Below are 19,618 nucleotides of genomic sequence, written 5' to 3' on the forward strand. Positions count from 1 at the left end.
TTCTATAACTAAATTATTTACATACCGCGCCATATTTATGCGCACAAAAAAATTCCCCCTTCATAAATCAAGTATATTTAAAATAAAGAGTGCTCCTTGTAAAGTAATGTTGCCAATCACAGAAATAATCTTTAACAACATGCTGATGAGCTGTCCATCGTTCCCTTGTAATAGCAAGAACAAGAGAGGTAGAATATACATACTGAAATATCGTAAGAAAGCAGGGAACTGTATTATGAAAAAGGCTATTCTATTGTTAATGTCCGTTCAATTTCTGGTCTATCTAGGTTTCGGAATTATAATTCCTGTTTTACCAGAGGTTATTGTCCAGCAGGGCTGGGATGATATACACGTGGGTGGTTTACTGACTGTGTATTCACTCGCAAGTTTTTTTACTGCACCACTTTGGGGAATGCTATCAGATAAGGTAGGGCGCAAACAACTCATTTTATTGGGTTTAATAGGCTTTAGCCTAAGTTTCGTTATTTTCTCTTTGTTTATTGATAACTTAGCTATTCTATACATATCACGCGTTGTAGGTGGCTTATTTTCAGGCGCACTATACACAGCCGTAACAGGCTTTATTAGTGATATGTCTAGCGAGGAAGATCGTAATAAGTACATGGGTCTAATGGGCATGTCCATCGGCCTTGGATTTATTTTTGGTCCCGCTATTGGCGGTATGCTTGGGCATTATAGCTTGCAATTACCTTTTATTGCTTCTGCAGTTTTAATCGCACTATTATTTATTTATGCAAGTATCGTCTTAAAAGAACCGGAAAAACGAAAAGATTCAAAAAAACGAGCAATTGTGCCAAAGGGTGCTGGCAAGATGCTTCAATACCGAGTACGTTATTTATTTATGTTCTCTTTTTTAGTGACATTTATGCTAGCTGGTGTAGAGGCTACCTTCCAACTATTCCAAATTGACCGTATTAACATTACACCATTACAGATTGGTTATTTGTTTATGTTTAGCGGCTTTGTGGATGCGGCTATTCAAGGTGGTGTCGTCAGACGCATTAAAAATGGCACTGAGACCTCTTGGTTAATTGGTGCTCAAATTGTTACAGCAGTTGGTATGCTTTTATTTACGTTAACTGCTAATTTAGCCATAGCTGGGCTAGCACTTTGTGTCTTTACTGTTGGGAACGCACTTGCAAGAACATGTATCGTCTCTCTTTCTTCCAAAGAGTCTGGCGGTCAATATGGCACTGCGGCAGGTCTTTCTTATTCAATGGATAGTTTGGGTCGTATTCTTGGCCCGCTATTCTTCACATGGTTGTTCACAGTGGAATCTAATCTGGGTTATTACATTGCAGCAGGCATTGCATTTGTATCTATCACACTAATTTTTATCTATAAATCATCAAATAAATCTTTACGACTTGAATAATTTAGCTGTTAAAAGGCGTAACCTATAATAATTCACAACTTTATATAGTCAATCAAATACCTAAAAAAAGTATATGGAGCGTATGTAAAGAATATTGAATGCTTTTATGTGTAAAATCGGAGGGCTTTACATGAACAAAATAACGAATCTTTTACTTCCTAAAGAGCTAGAAACGTTTCGTAGTGAAATTGAAGAGACACTTCGTTCAACAGTGATTATTTCGCCCTACAAACGTTCAACTTCGTTAACGGAAAGTAAATTTGCTGGTGAACCTTACTTACCTTATTATCAAGCATACCCAAAAGATATTACAGGTGAGCCGATGCGTCTATTAGCGCAAATAAATTTTGCAGAAATGCCACTGCTACAGGATTTTCCTACGCAAGGCATTCTTCAATTTTTTATTTCATCCAATATATTTGCTAACGCTGCGCATTACCATGAGGATATTTTCCAGCAGTTTTATAAAATACGATTTTACCCATCAATAAATACCGACATAGCTGCTCCTATATGTGAGACAACTGTGAATGCATCAAATGATTGGTTCCCTATTAACCAGGAGCTGGCCTTACAATTCAGGCACGAACATGAACCTGTTTCCGCTTTAGATTACCGTGCACCACACTATTTACCGAACCTAAAACCAAATCAGGATGACGTTAATTTACATGAAATATATTTACAGCATTTTTTAGGTGCAGGGGCAAAAATAGGTGGTTACGCATATTTTTTAGAGGAAGATATACGTCATGAATCACAGTTACTTCAGCGCTATGATATTCTGCTACTACAAATTGATTCAAATGACGAATTCGGCATTATGTGGGCTGATAGTGGTGTAGGAAAATTCTTTATCAACCGCGACAGACTACTTCAAGAAGATTTTTCAGATATATTATTCCAATGGGAACATTATTAAATACTGGATTACCTTGAACTAGCTTTCAAGGTAATTTTCTTTCTTGATGCAAACTATTCATGTATCTTCTTTCATTCTACCTGTGAAGTAAGCTATACTAAATATATTGGAAATATAGTAAAGGCAGGTGCAGGAATGAGCATTTTTACAAATGTAGAATATCTAGTACCTTTAATTTTAACAATAAATATATTATCAGCAATGACTATTATATTTTTAGAACGTAAAGATGCTACTTCTACTTGGGCATGGATTCTAGTACTATTTTTCCTGCCATTAGCTGGGTTTATTTTATATTTATTGCTTGGACGGCAATTGCGAAAAAAGCATTTGTTCCGTTGGGAAGGTCGCAAGGATATTGGCATAGATACCCTTATTAATTATCAAAAAGAAACTATTCGCGACGATACGTTTGAGTTCCGTATCGACAATGCAGAAAATTATAAAGAAATGATTTATATGCATTTAAAAACAAATAATTCCGTACTAACACAGGACAACCACATCACTATTTTAGATGATGGCGCCGATAAATTTGAGCAGCTCCTTCGTGATATTGAGGCAGCAAAAGATCATATCCACATTCAATATTATATCTTTCGTCTAGATAACTTAGGAACTCGTATTATCGATACACTTATCAAAAAGGCTAAACAAGGTGTGAAAGTACGACTCTTATATGATGAAATGGGCTCACGTAATGTGAAAAAGCGCCATTTTAAAACGCTACTTAGTGCAGGCGGAGAAGTAGAAGTGTTTTTCCCATCAATTTTACCACTGCTGAATCCGAGGCTAAACTTCCGAAATCACCGTAAAATCGTGGTTATTGATGGCCGAATTGGTTATATAGGTGGTTTTAACGTCGGAGATGAATATCTTGGCCTACATAAGAAATTTGGCTACTGGCGAGATACGCATTTACGGATTGAGGGAAGCGCCGTGCATCCATTACAAACGCGCTTCTTGCTGGACTGGAACCAGGCATGTGCACAACAAAAAATGGGCTATTCAGACCGCTACTTTCCGGCAATTCCTAAAAAAGGTGATGTAGGCTTACAAATCGTATCAAGCGGTCCAGATTCCGAGTGGGAACAAATCAAAATTGGTTATTTAAAACTAATTAATATGGCAAAAAAATACATTTATATTCAAACACCCTATTTTATTCCCGATGTTAGTTTTTTAGATGCCATAAAAATTGCCACACTTTCAGGGATCGATGTTCGGATTATGATTCCGAACAAACCTGACCACATGTTTGTATATTGGGCTACATACTCGTATGTTGGACAATTACTTGGTGCAGGGGCAAAGGTTTATATTTATGAAAAAGGGTTTATTCATGCTAAAGCCATTATTATTGATGATGAAGCGTCGACAGTCGGAACAGCAAACCTTGATGTTCGAAGTTTCAGCTTAAACTTCGAAGTGAATGCCTTTATTTATGATTCTACAATTTCCCACCAGTTAGCCGAAATATTTGAAAAAGATATTTTTGACTGCACTGAATTAACATGGGAAATGTACCAAAATCGTTCGAGTTTGATCAAATTTAAAGAATCCATTTCACGTTTACTAACGCCGATCCTATAAAACGAAACGTTAACTGTTATGAAAGTTCATAAATCCATAAAAAAGAGGTTATCTCGATTTCTAACGAGACAACCTCTTTCTTTTATTTAACACCTAAATATTCTTCTAACGTTATATTTTGCTTTTTAATTTCTTTGGCAACATCGATGCCAACATAGCGGAAATGCCACGATTCATACATGTAGCCCGTAATGTCTTCTTTATTTTGAGGGAATCGCAAAATAAAGCCATATTCCTGAGCATTCTCCACTAACCATTTCCCTGCTGGTGTTTCTCCGAATTCTTCAGTAAGCCATACATCTTTATTATCCCGTTCTCCAATATCAAAAGCTAAGCCCGTTTGATGCTCTGAATAGCCCGGACGCGCACTATAACGATCGGCAGCAGCCTGCCCATCACGATTGACGTAGTTGTTGTAGAGCGTTGTTTGATATTTGAAAGAGCGATAACCACTAAATGCTACTAAATCGAAACCCTTTAGTTTCTTCGCAGCAGCCAGCATTTTATCTAGTGCTTGGCTTGCCTCTGGATTTACATCAGGCGCAAAAGTCGATGGAAGCGGGTAGATTTTATTTGCCAATAAAATACCATTAATGTACGTTGGCTCTGTTGGTAAGGTTTGGTTCGGTATATAGCCATTTTCGTCAGGTTGTTGTTCTGGTTGTTCTACTGGTTTTGTTGGACGATCTGCTGTTTCTGGTTTCTCCGTTGCTGGTGTATCTTTTTTATTTGCCTCTGTTACTGGTTGTTGCTCATCTGACGCCACATTTACTTGATTATTTTTATAGTAAACGACTACGATAATAGATATTATTAACGCCACTGAAATAAAAGCACCAATGATGAGTGGTAGACGATTGTTTTTCACTGTATTTGCCCCTTTTACATTTATCCCTTGTTAATGGGTTGTTAGGGCTCCCTACTTTTAAAATGGATATGTAAGTGGGAGCTCCAGTATCGCACACCCGATTAATGAACACATACAAGTCCCCCATTTCCTATGGTACCGTATGTGTAAACCACATCTTGTAAGCTTTTCATCATTTATCGGTAGCGAGGAATGCACACGAGGATTTAACTCCTACGTCGAGTATTTTCGCTGATGAAAGCCTCACTTTATCCATATAGTATTATTTTAACACCTTTCACATTTTTTAGTGTAATATTTTCGAAATTATTCTTTTGTTAATCTGTAATAATAATATAAAGTACCACGACTGAGGCAATAGTGAAAAAAATGGCCATATACTTCATCCATTTTGCTTCTTTCACATACCCTTGCTCCTTAAAACTCTTAGCGCGGAAAGCATTTGATAGAGCAAACATTATAGTCATTGCAAGTACCGCAAAATTAAAATTACCCATAATTATACATACAATAGCCGCAATACTGAAAAAAGCGACGAGCATTGATGATAACCACTTTGTGTTCATCCTTTTGTCCCCCTAAAAAAATCGAGGCTACACAAGCGCCTCGACATACATTTTTTTATGATGTTGCTTTTTCGGGATGCTCCGAATAATATTTTCGTCCAATATAAGTTTGAATAATCAGTAACGCACCACTTACAGACCAGTAAAGCGGTAGAGCTGCCATAGAAGACATTGAGATAAAGACAATCATAATTGGTGAAATATAAATAAACATTTTCATCTGTGCTTTTTGCTGCTCTGGTACCGTCCATAGTGACACACGCGCTTGCACTAGATAAACAATACCCGCGATAATCGTCATAATGATATCAGGTGAACCTAGGCTAAACCATAAAAACATATGTGATTTTACATCGGCTGAATATAAAATCGAAAAGTAAAGACCCATAATAATTGGCATTTGAATCAACATCGGTAAGCAACCCATATTCAATGGATTAACACCATGCTTTTTATATAATGCCATCATTTCCTGTTGATGCTGCATTTGTTCTTCTTTTGTCTTAGCTTCCTTCATCTTTTTCTGAACTTCTTCCATTTCAGGCTTGAAGGCATCCATTTTAGATTTCATTATTTGCTGTTGACGATAGTTTTTCAACATAATCGGCATTAAAACTAAACGAATAAGCACTGTAATAGCGATAATCGCTAAACCATAGCTACCTGAAAATATATCATTCCCGAAAAACTCAAGTAAAAATTCCATAGGCTTCACAAAAATACTATAGAAAAAGCCTTCTTTGTTCTGAACTGCTTGACAACCACTAAGGACAAATACCACAAGACCAAGCATTGAAAATAGCTTTAAATTTTTCATTTTTCCACCTACTATTATTTTTCAACTAATGTGAAGTATACCTTATAAAGACTACCTTTATCAAATAGCAAGTGCTACTAATTCAATTACTTCTAGGCTTCATCGTAAGCTTTTTGATATGAAGTAAAAATTCCATAAAAAAAGATGCGAGTTTAGCATCGCTAACATGTCCGCATCTTCCTATTTGTTCAAATATTGCTTACAAGGTCATACTACTGTTTGAGACAATTAATAACTACTATATATTTTGAAGCTCAGACTCAGCCATTTCAAAACGATAAAATTCGTGATGTAACTCGTCACGGAAATGTTTAGGTGTTACGCCTGTGTATTTTTTAAAAATACGCGTAAAGTAACTTTGGTTACAAAAATGGAACTGATCTGAAATAGAAGTTATACTTTTATTTGTATGGCGCAAATAGTATTGAGATTCCTCTACACGGCGAACATTTAAATATTCAACAAGAGTAATACCCACATGTTCTCTAAATATACGCGATAAGTGGCTTGTACTAATATGGAAGTTATTTGCGATACTCTCGACTGTTAAGTCATTCTCTAATTCATCGTTTATATACATTATCACCTTATTGACAGTCTGGTGACGGAAAGTTGGCTGCTTGCGATCAGCGATAAAATAAACGAAGAAATCAATTAAATCGTCTGCGAATTGTAAAAATTCTGCATCTTTCATTTGATTTTCTATCATATCATTACAGGCTATATTAAAGGCAAAAGCTTTTTTCGAAGGTACTTGATTGTCAAGTAATTTACGAGCAACAATCGACGACAAAACGGAAAAATAACTTCGAACAATTTTAATGACTTGCTTGCCAAAACGTATTGAAAGAATATCAATTAACTCATGCAATGATTTCTTAGCCTTTGCACATTCTAAGTGATAAATTTCAAATATTAATTTCGACTCAATATTAAAAAATTCTTCTACACCGATATATTGATTAATATTATCGATTTCTTGGAAGTATCTTTTTGATATCGTTTCTGACATTGAATGTTGATGTAGTTGCATAATCTTCCCCATCTTTCCTCAGAGTGCACGAATTACTTTACAATATTTTACAAAAATCTACGTAATTGCAAATAAGAAAATAGCATTTACTTATTTTGGTATGAATTGAGTCCTATTTCACAAGTATATATTGACTATAACCTTAAAAATAATCCAACTAAAACACCATTTGTAATAAAAATAGACTATACAGAGGATTTTACCATATTCTGCGATTTCCTTTCAACCACATTTTATCCCCTTCACTAGTTCTTATTTATCACACAGCCATAGTAGAAACCTAGTAAACATACTTATAACCAATTAAATATTACCATATATATAATAAAAAAAATTAGTAATTAATTAATTTTTGTTACATATTATGTAAAAAAAATTACATCTTTTGATTTCACATTCGACATTTCTCTATTTTATTCCTAAATCTTCTCTATATAATTTATACGAATATGTAGTAAAATAGATGATAATACTATTTTTAAAAGTTCAAAACGAGGTGTTAATAGTGGATCCAAAACAAATAGAAGAAATTATGGAGATTATTAAGGAGTTTTTCCCAGAGAATACTTCAATCGCAATTTCCGACACAAACGAATACTTGTATTACCAGCCTAGCAAAAAAGTTGATTTAAAAATCAAGCCAGGTGATCCTATTAAAGAAGGTTCAGCTGCACATAAAGCTTTAAGCTACGGACAAAAAATCAGCACCTACATCGAACCAGATGTATTTGGCGTTGCCTATTTCGGCATGAGTATCCCTTTAATGGAAGAAGGCGAGACAAAGGGTGCTATTACTGCAATTTTCCCACAAAAGCCATCAGCATTTTTAACAAATTACATCACAATCAAAATTGATGATTGTTGGTATCCAATTAAGCATGATCAAGTCATTTATCTTGAAACACAGCTTCGAAAAACGTTCGTTAAAACAATGGGGCGCGAAGGGTATCACCGACTAAATTTAAGTGATCTTGAGCTATTCTTAGCACCTGATTCATTTATTCGATGCCACCGTTCATATATCGTAAATATTGACTTCATTGATGAAATTCAACCAGACTCACATTCCACTTTCTTATTAATCATGAAAGATGGTACACGCATTCCTGTTAGCCAACGCTATGCAAGCTACTTCCGTCGCTCTTTAGGTTTCTAATTTTTTATAAATACAGCAAGCATTTTACTTTAAAGTGCTTGCTGTTTTTTTCTATTTATTAAGAATTTAATGTCAGTTCAAAACAAGCGACGCTATAATAAAACGTTTTCTCTGTCGAAAAATCATTCTTATGCTCGAATTTCCTTTTTTTAAACAGTTTAATGCTATTTATGAAGTAATTGTGACAGTTTGGTGATAGTATTATTCAAATGGTTGGTGCTATACTACAACTGAATAAACAGAAAATTCTTATAAGTTTTTTCTTGTTTTGTTATCGGTTTCCATCAAAACTTTTAGGGGAGGATTTTTTTAATGGATGCAATTATTCAAAAACGTTTAGGTTTAAAAGAGCTTGAAAGTAAAATCGTTACAGCTGATGTAGCTGCAGCACTTATTTCTGATGGTGATGTAGTTGGTATGAGTGGTTTCACTCGTGCTGGGGATGCTAAAGTGGTTCCAATGGCATTAGTAGAACGCGCAAAAAATGAAAAATTCAAAATTGATGTATATACAGGTGCTTCTTTAGGCCCAGAAGTAGATAAATATTTAGCTGAGGCTGGCGTTATCCGCAAACGCGGACCTTTCCAAGGCGATGCAGGTATCCGCAACCTGATTAACTCTGGTGATATCCAGTATGTAGATGCACACCTTTCACATAACGCTGAATTAGTTCGTCAAGGAATTATGGGCCCAATTAAATATTTAATTCTTGAAGCTGTGGCTATTACCGAGGATGGCTTAATTATTCCTACAAACTCTGTAGGTAACTCACCTATCTTCGCTGAGTATGCTGAAAATATTATTATCGAGTTAAATATCTCTCACCCAGAAGCTTTAATCGGTATTCATGATATTTACGTACCTGCTGAGCAAGGTGAACGTGAAGCAATTCCGATGACAGATGCTACTCAACGTATTGGCGAAATCGGTATTAAAGTAGACTCGGCTAAAATTAAAGCAATCGTTATTTCAGAAGAACCAGATGCTCCTTCATTAATTGTTCCTCCAGATGAAGAAACACAAAGAATGGCGAACATTTTATTGGACTTCTTCCGCGATGAAATTAAAGCAGGTCGTCTAACTAACAAATTAATGCCATTACAATCTGGTGTAGGTTCTGTAGCAAATGCTGTACTTGATGGCTTCGCTGATTCAGAATTTGAAGATTTAGTTGTTGCTTCTGAAGTACTTCAAGATGCTGTATTCAACTTAATCGATGCTGGTAAAGTTAAATTTGCAGCTGCTACTTCAATTACACTTACTGAAGAATTACAGAAAAAAGTTTATGGTAATTTAGAAAAGTATGCTGATAAAATTTGCTTACGTCCACAAGAAATTTCTAACCACCCAGAGCTTATCCGTCGTTTGGGTTTAATCTCAATCAACACGGCTCTTGAATTAGACATATACGGTAACGTAAACTCTACTCACGTATCAGGTACTCGTATGATGAACGGTATTGGTGGTTCTGGTGACTTTGCGCGTAATGCTCGTCTAGGTATCTTTGTAACAAAATCATACGCAAAAGGCGGAGCAATCTCTTCAATCGTACCAATGGTTTCTCACGTGGATCACACTGAGCATGATGTAGACGTTATCGTTACTGAACAAGGTATCGCTGATTTACGCGGGCTTGCGCCAAAAGAACGTGTACAACTTATCATCGAAAACTGCGCTCATCCAGATTACAAAGAGCAATTATGGGATTACTACAACCGTGCTGTAGAAGCAACTGGTAGCCATCAAACACCTCATATTTTAGAAGAGGCTCTTTCTTGGCATGTTAATCTTGCTAAAAACAAAACAATGAAAAAAGAAGTTGTAAAAGCTTAATTTTCCATTATAACGCCTACTAAGTTCATTTCGACTTAATAGGCGTTTTTTTATTGTCAAAAATGGTATAATAAAGTGAAAACTTTGATCGGTGGGGATATAGGATTCCCCACCGATTATTAATGATTTCTGCAAGACCTGATAAGCTTTATATGTGTTGTTTTATCGACTAGGGTGCACGATTTCCTCCAACTGTGTTGTGAAGTGAAAATGTTAGCATCCCTTTGTATGGATAAACCCACTATGTCGTAATTTGTAACAGGAGGAGTTATGAAGAAATTTATCTATGTGATTATATTCTTTTCATTTTTTGACTTATTTACTCAGCTTCCTGTGATGAGTACATATGCAGAATCTTTAGGCGCATCTGCTTTTTTAACTGGGCTTGCTGTTGGCATGTATTCCCTTTCTAATACGTTTGGGAATATTATTTCTGGGTTTTTAACCGATCGTAAGGGACCTTTTGTGATTTTAGTAATCGGTCTTTTAACTACAGGGCTCTCGTTAACACTTTATAATTTAGTAGCAGAACCATTTGCTTTACTGGCAGTACGCTTTGTACATGGATTGGTAGCAGGTTTTATTGTCCCAGCTGCGTTTACATTCTTAGCAAATGCAACCGAACAAGAAAAACGTGGTAAAGGTAGTGCTATTTCAGGTGCATTCGTGGGAATAGCAGCTATCATTGGACCAGCCTTTAGTGGTATTTTAGCAAGTCGGACGAGTGTACCTTTCGTTTTTAATATTACAGCAAGTTGTATGCTACTTTTAGGTATTCTAGCTACATTTCTACTTAGATCAAGCCAAGTTAAAAAGGAAAAAACTGCACCAAGTATACATATACCCATTAGTGTATTTTTCACTAATAACGGGACGTTAAAAGCTTTTTCAGGGGCATTCTTTTTAATGTTTTCACAGGGCGTTATTGCCTATCTACTCCCTTTAAAGGTACAATCTCTAGGCTTTGATTCGCGATTAAGCGGCACACTAATGAGTGCATTCGGCATTATTGCTGTACTAGTATTTATCTTGCCTAGCAATCGTATTTTTGACAAAGTCGCACCGGTTAAAACGTTGTCGCTTGGTATTAGCTTAATGGGTATAAGCCAAATACTTATCAGTCAAGCCGATTCCAATACATTACTCTACATTGCGATGGCTTGCTATGGTATTGGTTTTGGTTTCTTATTTCCTTCAATAAATTCACTATTGATTGACTCGACGACAGTTGAAATTCGAGGAAAAGCATATGGTTATTTTTATGCCTTCTTCTCATTAGGCGTTGTACTGGGCTCCTCGTTGCTAGGTTGGCTTTCACTCGGTATTACCAGTGGGTTTATTTTCACAGGAATAGTATTGATAGGCTTTGCTATTTTCACTCTAATCCCCAAAAGAAAACCTTCTCATAGTTAAATGAGAAGGTTTTCTTTAAATAGAAGCATCTATATGAACCCGTTGATTTCCGCTACGGCGGACGCTTTTTGCGGGCATGGCTTCAGTCTCCTCGTCGCTACGCTTCTGCGGGGCCTTTTCGCTCATGCTTTTCCCGCAGAAGTCGCCGCTTGCGCTCCAATTAACTCGTGTACGTTAAGTTGGACGACCAAGTATTGATCTTATCGTTCTATTTTACATGACATTTATTCAATATATATTTGGTATTCGTTCTATACATCATTCCATTAAAGAAATCCAAAAGAACATGGTGTATAGTGACATGAAACAAGTCTATGCGCGTCTAAAAGAATCGATGGAACGTGTATTTGCGGATGTGTAAGAAAAAGCATAGTATGCGTTGGACAACCTTGTACTACTCTCGTTAGGGGCTATTGTAACTAATATTTCTGATAAAAATTTCAAAAGGTATTCGGAACGTGATTATTCCGAATACCTTTTGTCGTCAATCTGAACCTTCTCATAGTTAAATGAGAAGGTTTTTTGTTACTTTTCTTTTTCCTGGATTTCTTCGTTATAAAAATGGACGCCTGTATGTCCGCCACCTTCAGCAACCATTTCATTTGATGCTAACTTTGTTGGCGATGTCCCTGCTTCTGTCGCTACCTCAGTAGTTACACGTTCAGCGATTCTGCCATCCATATTAACATTTGATGTATTCAAATAAGATTCAAATTTGGATTTAGCACTACTTAACATATTCAATGCCTTATCTCGATTTTCTTTTTTACTTAAATAAGATGCCGCTAATCCTGCTAATCCTGCAAGTACAACACCTGACCCTTTACGTTTTGCCATTAAAAATCCCTCCTAGAAATATAGAAACTGGCCTTATAATATAGCTTTTCCCTATTTTTAGAGGTCTAAACATTATTTTTCGCTTTATATAACATATCAAGATGCGGCAAGCTATCATAGATATACGGTTCTGAAACTTGCTTGAAACCAAATGAGCCATAAAATGCTTTTAAATATTGTTGCGCCTGAATGAAAATCTCTGAACCTGGCCATTCTTTTTCGATTGTCTTTAAAGCTAACTCTATCATTTCCTTACCAAGCCCCGTGCCACGAACTTCTTGCTTTGTGATAACACGACCGATCGATGCCATAGTAAATTTTTCACCGGGCGGTAATAAACGTGCATACGCGAATATTTCCCCATTTTTAACATATGATATATGTATAGAGTTTTGATCATGATTATCTAAATCCTCATAGCATGATTGTTGTTCAACAATAAATACATTTACTCGTAGCTGAATAATTTTATACAATTCTTCCGTCGTTAATTCATTATACGTCTGTATTTTCCAAGACATTATCTATCACTCTCCCACTCGATATTATCGCACAATTCTAACTTTTTTTCGTTAACCAACTCTATTTTGTAATTTATTATGATTATAAATGACAAACTAAGGGAATTAATTAATTATTACAATTAATAGGAGGGTGATTTGTGTGAAAGATTTAGACTTGCTATACGATTGGGTAGATATGGCTTCATTATTGGGAGGAGCAGGCTTCTTAACTTTTCTAATTTACAGTGTAATTCTACTATAAGGAGCGTATGAAATGATTTCTGTAAAAACTAAAAAGGCAATCCGCTTACTAGCACAAGGCTACTAGCAGATTGCCTTATTTTTTTCATAGTCCCCTCTATAGACACCCTATTAGTTTTGCTCGACATATTGTCAAATAGATGTCTTACAGAGCTCTACCTTATTGTTTTACATCATTATAGGCATCGGATTTATCAAATGCCGCAACTACATACGAACATACTGCTTCCATTTTATAATCGTTTTCACGTGCATAATCAGCTGCACGATCTAACAATTTCTTCGCCACCCCTTGACCACGGAGCTTGTCTGAAACATATGTGTGATCCATTACCATCACTTGCCCCTTTTGTTGCCAAGTAATCTCTGCTAATCTTTCGCCTTCTTGCTCAAACACAAAAGCAAGCTTGTTCGATGCTTCACTCTGTAATCGGAATTCCATTTCTCACCACTCCTTTTTTTCATAGTAACATAGCCTGTTGTTATTCTTCAAAGATAGTGCAACGTTGCTTTGATTGGATTTGCACACGTTTACTTACTAACAATGGCGGCAATGCAAGTCCCTCTATGAGAGTTTAAAACGATGCACTTCCCCAGAAACCTGGAAACACAATGTGCGTAACTTATCCTGTTCATATTCTTATACCAACTAAACATAAAAAGCTCACTGCCATTGTGACAGTGAGCTTTACTTTCTTTAGTTAAACCAAGATGAAATGGATTCTTTTAAATTGGCAAAGAAATTTTTCACACCCGCCCAGAAGCCTTCATCTTCCATCAGTGCACCGAATTTTTCTTGTAACGTATTACTAATATCATTTAATTGATCTGACCATTTACTAAAGTCAATGTCTAGTTTACTAATTTTGTCCATCAAATCGATTAGCAGCTGTCTATCCGTCTCGCTTAATTTTATCTCGAGTTTGTTTAACTGCTCTTGCACGATTTTTTCAACATCTTCACGTGTTGCCGGTTTTGATTCTGCTATTTGTTTTTTTATTTCTGTTAGCAGTTCTGCAACCTTCGCATCCTCTATTCCCGATGATTGTGCAAGAGATGTTGCAACTGATAACTCCTCATTGGCAACGTCTGTGCGCTCAATATCTAAAGTTTCACCCGTTTTCACTTCATAAGCTTTATAAATCCCTACAAGCGCTGAATGACCTGTTACAGCCTTTGGCGCGGCTACTTGTACTGTCGCATCCTCGATACCAGCTGTCAGCATAGCATTCGCATACATTTCAGACGTTACTTGTGTAATATTTGAGGGTGTGACAATCTCAATAACCAAGCCTTTCCCAGCATCCTTGCGAGTAATTTTTGCAGAGGAATACATGCGTGAACTTGCATTACTGTCTTTAATGTATTTAGTTAAGTCTTCTCCAGATACTGTAATTTCTTCGATTTCAGGTTCTTCGTTTACTTTTAATGATTCTTTAACAGATTCTTTTTCCGTCTCTGATAAGTTTGCACCATAGACCACAATTGGTACGCCAAGTTTTTCATCAATTGCTTTTGTTGTCGAATTATCCGCGGCAAATCCTGTTACTGGTGCCATCACACCAAATACTAACATAGTAGCAGTTAGCACTTTCAGCCATGTTTTTTTCAAATTGTGTGACCCCTTTCGCTTGAAAAATCATCTAGCCTGTATAATGTAGATCACTATACAACTATTAGTACGAAAAAATGACGAGAAGGTTTCAAACAGTCTCTCGTCATTCGTGTGATATTAATTGAAGGATTATAAAATCCATTGCACGTCTACTTAATACTTTTACAGTTAAAACAAATCACTGTTAGAAATTAAATTTCTTCCGTCCAGCCATCTTGTTGTTTTATTTTACCGGCCTTCATTAATGTACCCAGTGCACGTTTAAATGCCGCTTTACTCATCTTGAACATTTCTTGAACTTCTTCCGGTGAAGACTTATCACCAAATGGCATTTTGCCACCCACATCTTGTAAATAGCTTAGAATTTTCTGTGCATCACCAGTAATACGTTCGTGTTTACGTGGTAAAAGTGAACCGTTCATGGAGCCGTCCTCTTTGACGTCAATAATACGTACCTCTATATCTTGTCCAAGACGAGGTTCTGCATAACGCTCTGATTCATGAACAAAAATGCGGTATGGTGCTTCCACACCTAGTAAAAATGACCCTACTGGCAATAAACGATATGGTCGGGCTTTAATATTTTTATTGTGCAGATCTTCAAATGCACCCTCATATAGCTCAAATATTTTTTCTTCAGTTGCTAAACGTCCAAATAAATCTCCATTGCGATCTGTGCGCAATGTCATAAATAAATGGTCGCCCACTGCTGGCCAAACCTCTTTAATGGCAGGTAGATCCTCTGCTTTTACTAGCACTTCACGTGATGTCCCAATATCAACGAAAGCTCCTTCATGTTCGACCACTCTTAGTACGCGCGCCCAGCCATATTCGCCTTGCGCAAATGTTGGAATAGCTGTTGTAGCCGCTAAATCTCCACGACGGTCTGTGAATAAAAATACTTGAAGGCGATCTCCTATTGCAAGTGGTTCTGTGACCTCTGAAGCATTTAAAGGTAGTTCAGCTACCCCATTGGTTAAGATCCATTTCGATGCTTGTTGCTCTAATACAGTAAGCGTTACAACTTCACCTGATTTTAATTCGTTCATAATGTCTTCCTTTCCTTCACACCATCATTTTCGCAAACTATTTTACTTCGTACGACTAATGGGTACTAAGAGGCCCACTCCAAAACAACAGGATAGTGGGAAATCCAGTACCCCTAAGTAACCGATTAAAGTTTTACTTTATAGGTTGTGCTGTGATCTAGATGCCTCTAATTTTTTTGCGATGTCTGGATTTTCTTCCATTACCTGCACAAGATCAGCAATTCGATCGATTGAATTCCAACTAAGATGGTGCTCAATTCCTTCTACATCATTGTAAATACGTTCTTCATCTACACCAATGATTCGTAAAAATTGCTCTAGTAGTTCATGGCGTTGCACAAGACGTTTTCCAAGTTTTTCCCCTTTTGGCGTCAATGTAAGGCCACGATATTTTTCATAAACTAAATAGCCATCTTTATCTAATTTTTGAACCATTTTCGTAACAGAAGAAGGAAGAACAGATAATGCTTCCGCTATGTCAGACACACGAGCATATCCTTTATTAGCGATTAATAAATATATTTGTTCGATATGATCCTCCATACTTGGTGTTGGCATATCCAATTCCCTCTCTTTCTTTTTCTTACTCTCTAGTTTACTACAAGCTTACCTTAAAAGTTAACTGAAAATACATAACCACAGCAATCCTTGTCATTACACATAAAAAGAGCCGACCTCATATGAAGTGGGCTCTACTCATGCCGTGGATACTTATTCACTACATGTAATGCACGAATAATCTCCCTGTTGATCAGCTCAATATTTTCTGGAGTATTCATTTTTTTAAATGCTTCATCACGCGCGTTCATAAATGTAACATACTTACTAGGCAAAGCATTTAGAGCGATTGCAACTGTGTCGAACTCACAGATTTCACATTTACAAAATGTTTGATATTCTGGCCCTCGTAAAAGAAAACTTACTAAGCCACGTACAATTTCCTCTGTAACATTTACTAAAATAGGTTGTGACATATAAAACTTTCGCCTCATTTATAATTAATTGTTACATTGTTCCCAACATATATTAGCACTAAACAAGGGCTTTTTCAAGAATAGCTAGTAGCATCTACATCAACAATATTTACTAATTACAAATGGTATTATTATCCTAAAAATCAACGAACTTCAAACTTATTATTTGTATTTTTTTGTTTTAATTAGTCTTAACGAGTTAAAAACCACAAGTAATGTAGCACCCATATCTGCAAAAATGGCAATCCATAACGTTAACCATCCTGGGATAACGAGTAATAAGGCGATTAATTTTAATGCCAGTGCAAAAATGATATTTTCTTTAATAATGCGTAATGTTTTTCTACTTAAATCAATTGTATACGGCAATTTCGTTAAATCATCACCCATTAAAGCAATATCTGCGGTTTCCAAAGCTGTATCCGTGCCCGCACCGCCCATTGCGATACCTACATTGGCCGATGCTAAGGCCGGCGCATCATTTACTCCATCTCCGACCATAGCTACAGCTCCATACTTAGTGCGTAATTCTTTAATTGCTGTTAATTTTTCTGCTGGCAGTAACCCCGCTCTTACATCACTCATACCAAGAGCAGTAGCAATGGCTTCTGCTGTAGGTTTAGCATCCCCTGTTAACATGACAGTATGCTTCACTTTTAATGTTGTTAGGTTTTGCAGTACACTTTTACTTTCACCACGTAATTGGTCAGCGATTCCGATAATGCCGATGAAATGATGGTCACTAACAACGGCAACAACTGTTTTACCTTGCGCTTGCAATTGATTGGCTTGTTCTTTTGTAGCTTCATCTACAGCTGTGAAAGTGGAAATCCATTTCAAACTCCCGACAGAAACCTTTTTGCCCTCAATTGTCGCAAAAGCCCCTTTTCCTGTCACCGATTGGAAATCAGTCGGTTCTAACTCAGTTAAACCTTTTTCATGTAACGCAGTTAAAATTGCTTTCGCTAGTGGATGCTGCGATTGCTTTTCAACGGCTGCAACAAGTTGTAGCACACTGTCCTCTGTCATATTACGGTGCGTGAATATGTCTGTTACCGCTGGTTTCCCCTTCGTTAAGGTACCTGTTTTATCGAATGCCACAGCTTCAATATGACCTAATTGTTCTAAATGGACGCCCCCCTTAATGAGCACACCCTGCCTTGCTGCATTTCCGATAGCTGTCACGATGGCAACTGGTGTCGAGACAACTAGCGCACAAGGGCAGCCAACAACCAGCACCGCTAAACCTTGATAGATCCAATGCTGCCAATCGCCTATAAACAATGGTGGAATAACAGCAACAAGGAAGGCAACCATCATAATCGCAGGTGTGTAATATTTAGCAAAGCGATCAACAAATTGCTGTGATGGTGCTTTTTCTGCCTGTGCTTCTTCTACTAAATGGATGATTTTAGCAATAGTTGTATCTTCCACACGCTTGGTAACACGGACTTCTAGTGCACCTTCCTCATTCAATGTTCCAGCAAATACTTCGTCATCTTTTGATTTATTAACAGGTATCGACTCGCCTGTTATAGCTGCTTGATTGACTGCTGATAGTCCTCTTATTACAATCCCATCCATGGCGATTTTTTGACCCGGCTTGACTATTAAAATATCACCGATTTCAATTTCTTCAGTTGGTACTTCCATCTCATGGAAATGCTCACCGTGAGCACGTTTGATAGTCGCTGTTGCAGGGGCAATATCCATAAGTTGTCGAATCGATTGGCGCGCTTTATCCATAGAGTATGCCTCAAGTGCTTCACTGACAGCGAATAGGAAAACTACAACCGCCGCTTCTTCCCACTCACCAATAATTGCAGCTCCAATTACAGCAATCGTCATCAGCGTTTTCATATCAAATTCGAAGCGTGCTAAATTACGGAATCCTGTTTTAAAAATGCCAACGCCACCTACTAAGATTGCTACGATAAACATGCCAATTGCAAAAGGATCTGTTTCTCCACGCATTGTTACCAAGACATACCCAAGTATTACAAATAACAATGCAATACCAGCTAAAATATTTTCCGTTTTTTTATAAAACGACGTTGATTTTTCAATTGAACTTTTTGGCGATTGCGATACTTTAATGCCATCAAATGCACCTGCTTCTTCAATTTGATCGACGTTTATCTCACCAAACACCGTTATTTTGGAAGCTCCAAAATTAACTTGTGCATCTTCTACCTCGGGAATAGCTTTCACATTTTTCTCAAATTTTGCCGCACAGCTGGCACAGGATAAGTTTTGCAAACGGTATTCTTGCTTAGTTGGTGTCGCTGCCATCGTCAATCCCCTCTTTCGCATGTTCATAAGCAATCGTGACAATTTGGTATACATGTTCATCGGCTAAAGAATAGTACATTTGCTTCCCCTTGCGATGCGATTTCGCTAGACTGTTATCTTTTAAATAGCGTAAATGATGCGATGCTGTTGCTACAGATGATCCGATAATTGTGGCAACATCACAGACACATAATGCATCTTCTACCGTTAGCGCATAGGCAATTTTCAATCTTGTTTCATCAGATAAAGCCTTTAAAAATTTGGCTACACCCGATAAATCTGGCATTTGTTGCTGTACTTTCGTGACCGCTTCCTCATTTACATGTGTTATTTCACATATTTCTTTCGGCATTTTTTCACCTCATTCAAATGTTCGTTTGATTGTTTTCAATATATCATAGTACTCCATCATATTCAAACAGACATTTGAATGTATATGATTACTATCACGGAATTATACTTAAAGTTCTACTCTGACTCTTACAAAAAA

19 protein-coding genes and 1 pseudogene are annotated in these 19,618 nt (G+C 36.9%); 7 read left to right on the forward strand and 13 right to left on the reverse strand.

The window, feature by feature from the left end:
• Positions 1–235 precede the first annotated feature (235 nt).
• The 3 genes from H131_RS16825 to cls all read left to right on the forward strand — a co-directional run bounded on the left by H131_RS16825 (position 236) and on the right by cls (position 3,911).
• Complete coding sequence (locus H131_RS16825) at positions 236–1,396, forward strand: MFS transporter (protein WP_010860327.1); 1,161 nt, start codon at positions 236–238, stop codon at positions 1,394–1,396.
• Between the two features lie 130 nt (positions 1,397–1,526).
• A complete protein-coding gene (locus H131_RS16830; RefSeq protein ID WP_010860328.1) occupies positions 1,527–2,318 on the forward strand; it encodes a YwqG family protein in 792 nt (263 codons plus the stop codon).
• Between the two features lie 135 nt (positions 2,319–2,453).
• A complete protein-coding gene (gene cls, locus H131_RS16835) occupies positions 2,454–3,911 on the forward strand; it encodes a cardiolipin synthase (protein ID WP_010860329.1) in 1,458 nt (485 codons plus the stop codon).
• 82 nt (positions 3,912–3,993) lie between these two features.
• On the opposite strand, the gene H131_RS16840 is transcribed toward cls, so the two are convergent.
• The 4 genes from H131_RS16840 to H131_RS16855 all read right to left on the reverse strand — a co-directional run bounded on the left by H131_RS16840 (position 3,994) and on the right by H131_RS16855 (position 7,195).
• Positions 3,994–4,779: a M15 family metallopeptidase gene (locus tag H131_RS16840; protein WP_010860330.1), complete on the reverse strand. Its 786-nt coding sequence runs from the start codon at positions 4,777–4,779 to the stop codon at positions 3,994–3,996.
• A gap of 317 nt (positions 4,780–5,096) precedes the next feature.
• The gene (locus tag H131_RS16845; RefSeq protein ID WP_010860331.1) at positions 5,097–5,345 is read right to left on the reverse strand and encodes a hypothetical protein; all 249 of its coding nucleotides are present in this window, start codon (positions 5,343–5,345) and stop codon (positions 5,097–5,099) included.
• 55 nt (positions 5,346–5,400) lie between these two features.
• On the reverse strand, positions 5,401–6,162 hold the full coding sequence (yidC, locus tag H131_RS16850; RefSeq protein ID WP_010860332.1) for a membrane protein insertase YidC: 762 nt from the start codon (positions 6,160–6,162) through the stop codon (positions 5,401–5,403).
• A gap of 238 nt (positions 6,163–6,400) precedes the next feature.
• Positions 6,401–7,195: a helix-turn-helix transcriptional regulator gene (locus H131_RS16855; RefSeq protein ID WP_010860333.1), complete on the reverse strand. Its 795-nt coding sequence runs from the start codon at positions 7,193–7,195 to the stop codon at positions 6,401–6,403.
• A 505-nt stretch (positions 7,196–7,700) separates the two neighbouring features.
• Here H131_RS16855 and H131_RS16860 point away from each other — a divergent pair.
• The 4 genes and pseudogenes from H131_RS16860 to H131_RS24615 form a co-directional block, all read left to right on the forward strand.
• Positions 7,701–8,351: a LytTR family DNA-binding domain-containing protein gene (locus H131_RS16860; protein WP_010860334.1), complete on the forward strand. Its 651-nt coding sequence runs from the start codon at positions 7,701–7,703 to the stop codon at positions 8,349–8,351.
• Positions 8,352–8,663: 312 nt separating this feature from the next.
• A complete protein-coding gene (locus H131_RS16865) occupies positions 8,664–10,184 on the forward strand; it encodes a succinate CoA transferase (protein WP_010860335.1) in 1,521 nt (506 codons plus the stop codon).
• Between the two features lie 270 nt (positions 10,185–10,454).
• Complete coding sequence (locus H131_RS16870) at positions 10,455–11,597, forward strand: MFS transporter (protein WP_010860336.1); 1,143 nt, start codon at positions 10,455–10,457, stop codon at positions 11,595–11,597.
• Positions 11,598–11,778: 181 nt separating this feature from the next.
• Positions 11,779–11,892 (forward strand): annotated as a pseudogene (locus H131_RS24615) (transposase); the annotation flags it as partial.
• Between the two features lie 230 nt (positions 11,893–12,122).
• Here H131_RS24615 and H131_RS16875 read toward each other — a convergent pair.
• From H131_RS16875 to H131_RS16915, 9 genes are all read right to left on the reverse strand, one after another.
• On the reverse strand, positions 12,123–12,434 hold the full coding sequence (locus H131_RS16875; RefSeq protein WP_010860337.1) for a hypothetical protein: 312 nt from the start codon (positions 12,432–12,434) through the stop codon (positions 12,123–12,125).
• Positions 12,435–12,499: 65 nt separating this feature from the next.
• The gene (locus tag H131_RS16880; RefSeq protein ID WP_010860338.1) at positions 12,500–12,955 is read right to left on the reverse strand and encodes a GNAT family N-acetyltransferase; all 456 of its coding nucleotides are present in this window, start codon (positions 12,953–12,955) and stop codon (positions 12,500–12,502) included.
• A 403-nt stretch (positions 12,956–13,358) separates the two neighbouring features.
• Entirely contained in the window at positions 13,359–13,640 is a 282-nt protein-coding gene (locus H131_RS16885; protein WP_010860339.1) for a GNAT family N-acetyltransferase, read from the reverse strand.
• Between the two features lie 255 nt (positions 13,641–13,895).
• Positions 13,896–14,810, reverse strand: a complete 915-nt coding sequence (locus H131_RS16890) for a DUF1002 domain-containing protein (protein WP_010860340.1) — start codon at positions 14,808–14,810, stop codon at positions 13,896–13,898.
• Between the two features lie 194 nt (positions 14,811–15,004).
• Positions 15,005–15,862: a CvfB family protein gene (locus H131_RS16895; protein WP_010860341.1), complete on the reverse strand. Its 858-nt coding sequence runs from the start codon at positions 15,860–15,862 to the stop codon at positions 15,005–15,007.
• A 138-nt stretch (positions 15,863–16,000) separates the two neighbouring features.
• On the reverse strand, positions 16,001–16,420 hold the full coding sequence (gene mntR, locus H131_RS16900; protein WP_010860342.1) for a transcriptional regulator MntR: 420 nt from the start codon (positions 16,418–16,420) through the stop codon (positions 16,001–16,003).
• A 134-nt stretch (positions 16,421–16,554) separates the two neighbouring features.
• Positions 16,555–16,836 (reverse strand): late competence development ComFB family protein, encoded by a 282-nt coding sequence (locus tag H131_RS16905; protein WP_010860343.1) that lies wholly within the window; start codon positions 16,834–16,836, stop codon positions 16,555–16,557.
• 162 nt (positions 16,837–16,998) lie between these two features.
• A complete protein-coding gene (locus tag H131_RS16910) occupies positions 16,999–19,128 on the reverse strand; it encodes a heavy metal translocating P-type ATPase (RefSeq protein WP_010860344.1) in 2,130 nt (709 codons plus the stop codon).
• Positions 19,109–19,480 (reverse strand): ArsR/SmtB family transcription factor, encoded by a 372-nt coding sequence (locus H131_RS16915; protein WP_010860345.1) that lies wholly within the window; start codon positions 19,478–19,480, stop codon positions 19,109–19,111. Before H131_RS16915 ends, H131_RS16910 begins: the two co-directional genes overlap by 20 nt.
• Positions 19,481–19,618 lie beyond the last annotated feature (138 nt).

The organism is Lysinibacillus sphaericus OT4b.31 (assembly GCF_000392615.1).
GTDB classification, from domain to species: domain Bacteria; phylum Bacillota; class Bacilli; order Bacillales_A; family Planococcaceae; genus Lysinibacillus; species Lysinibacillus sphaericus_B.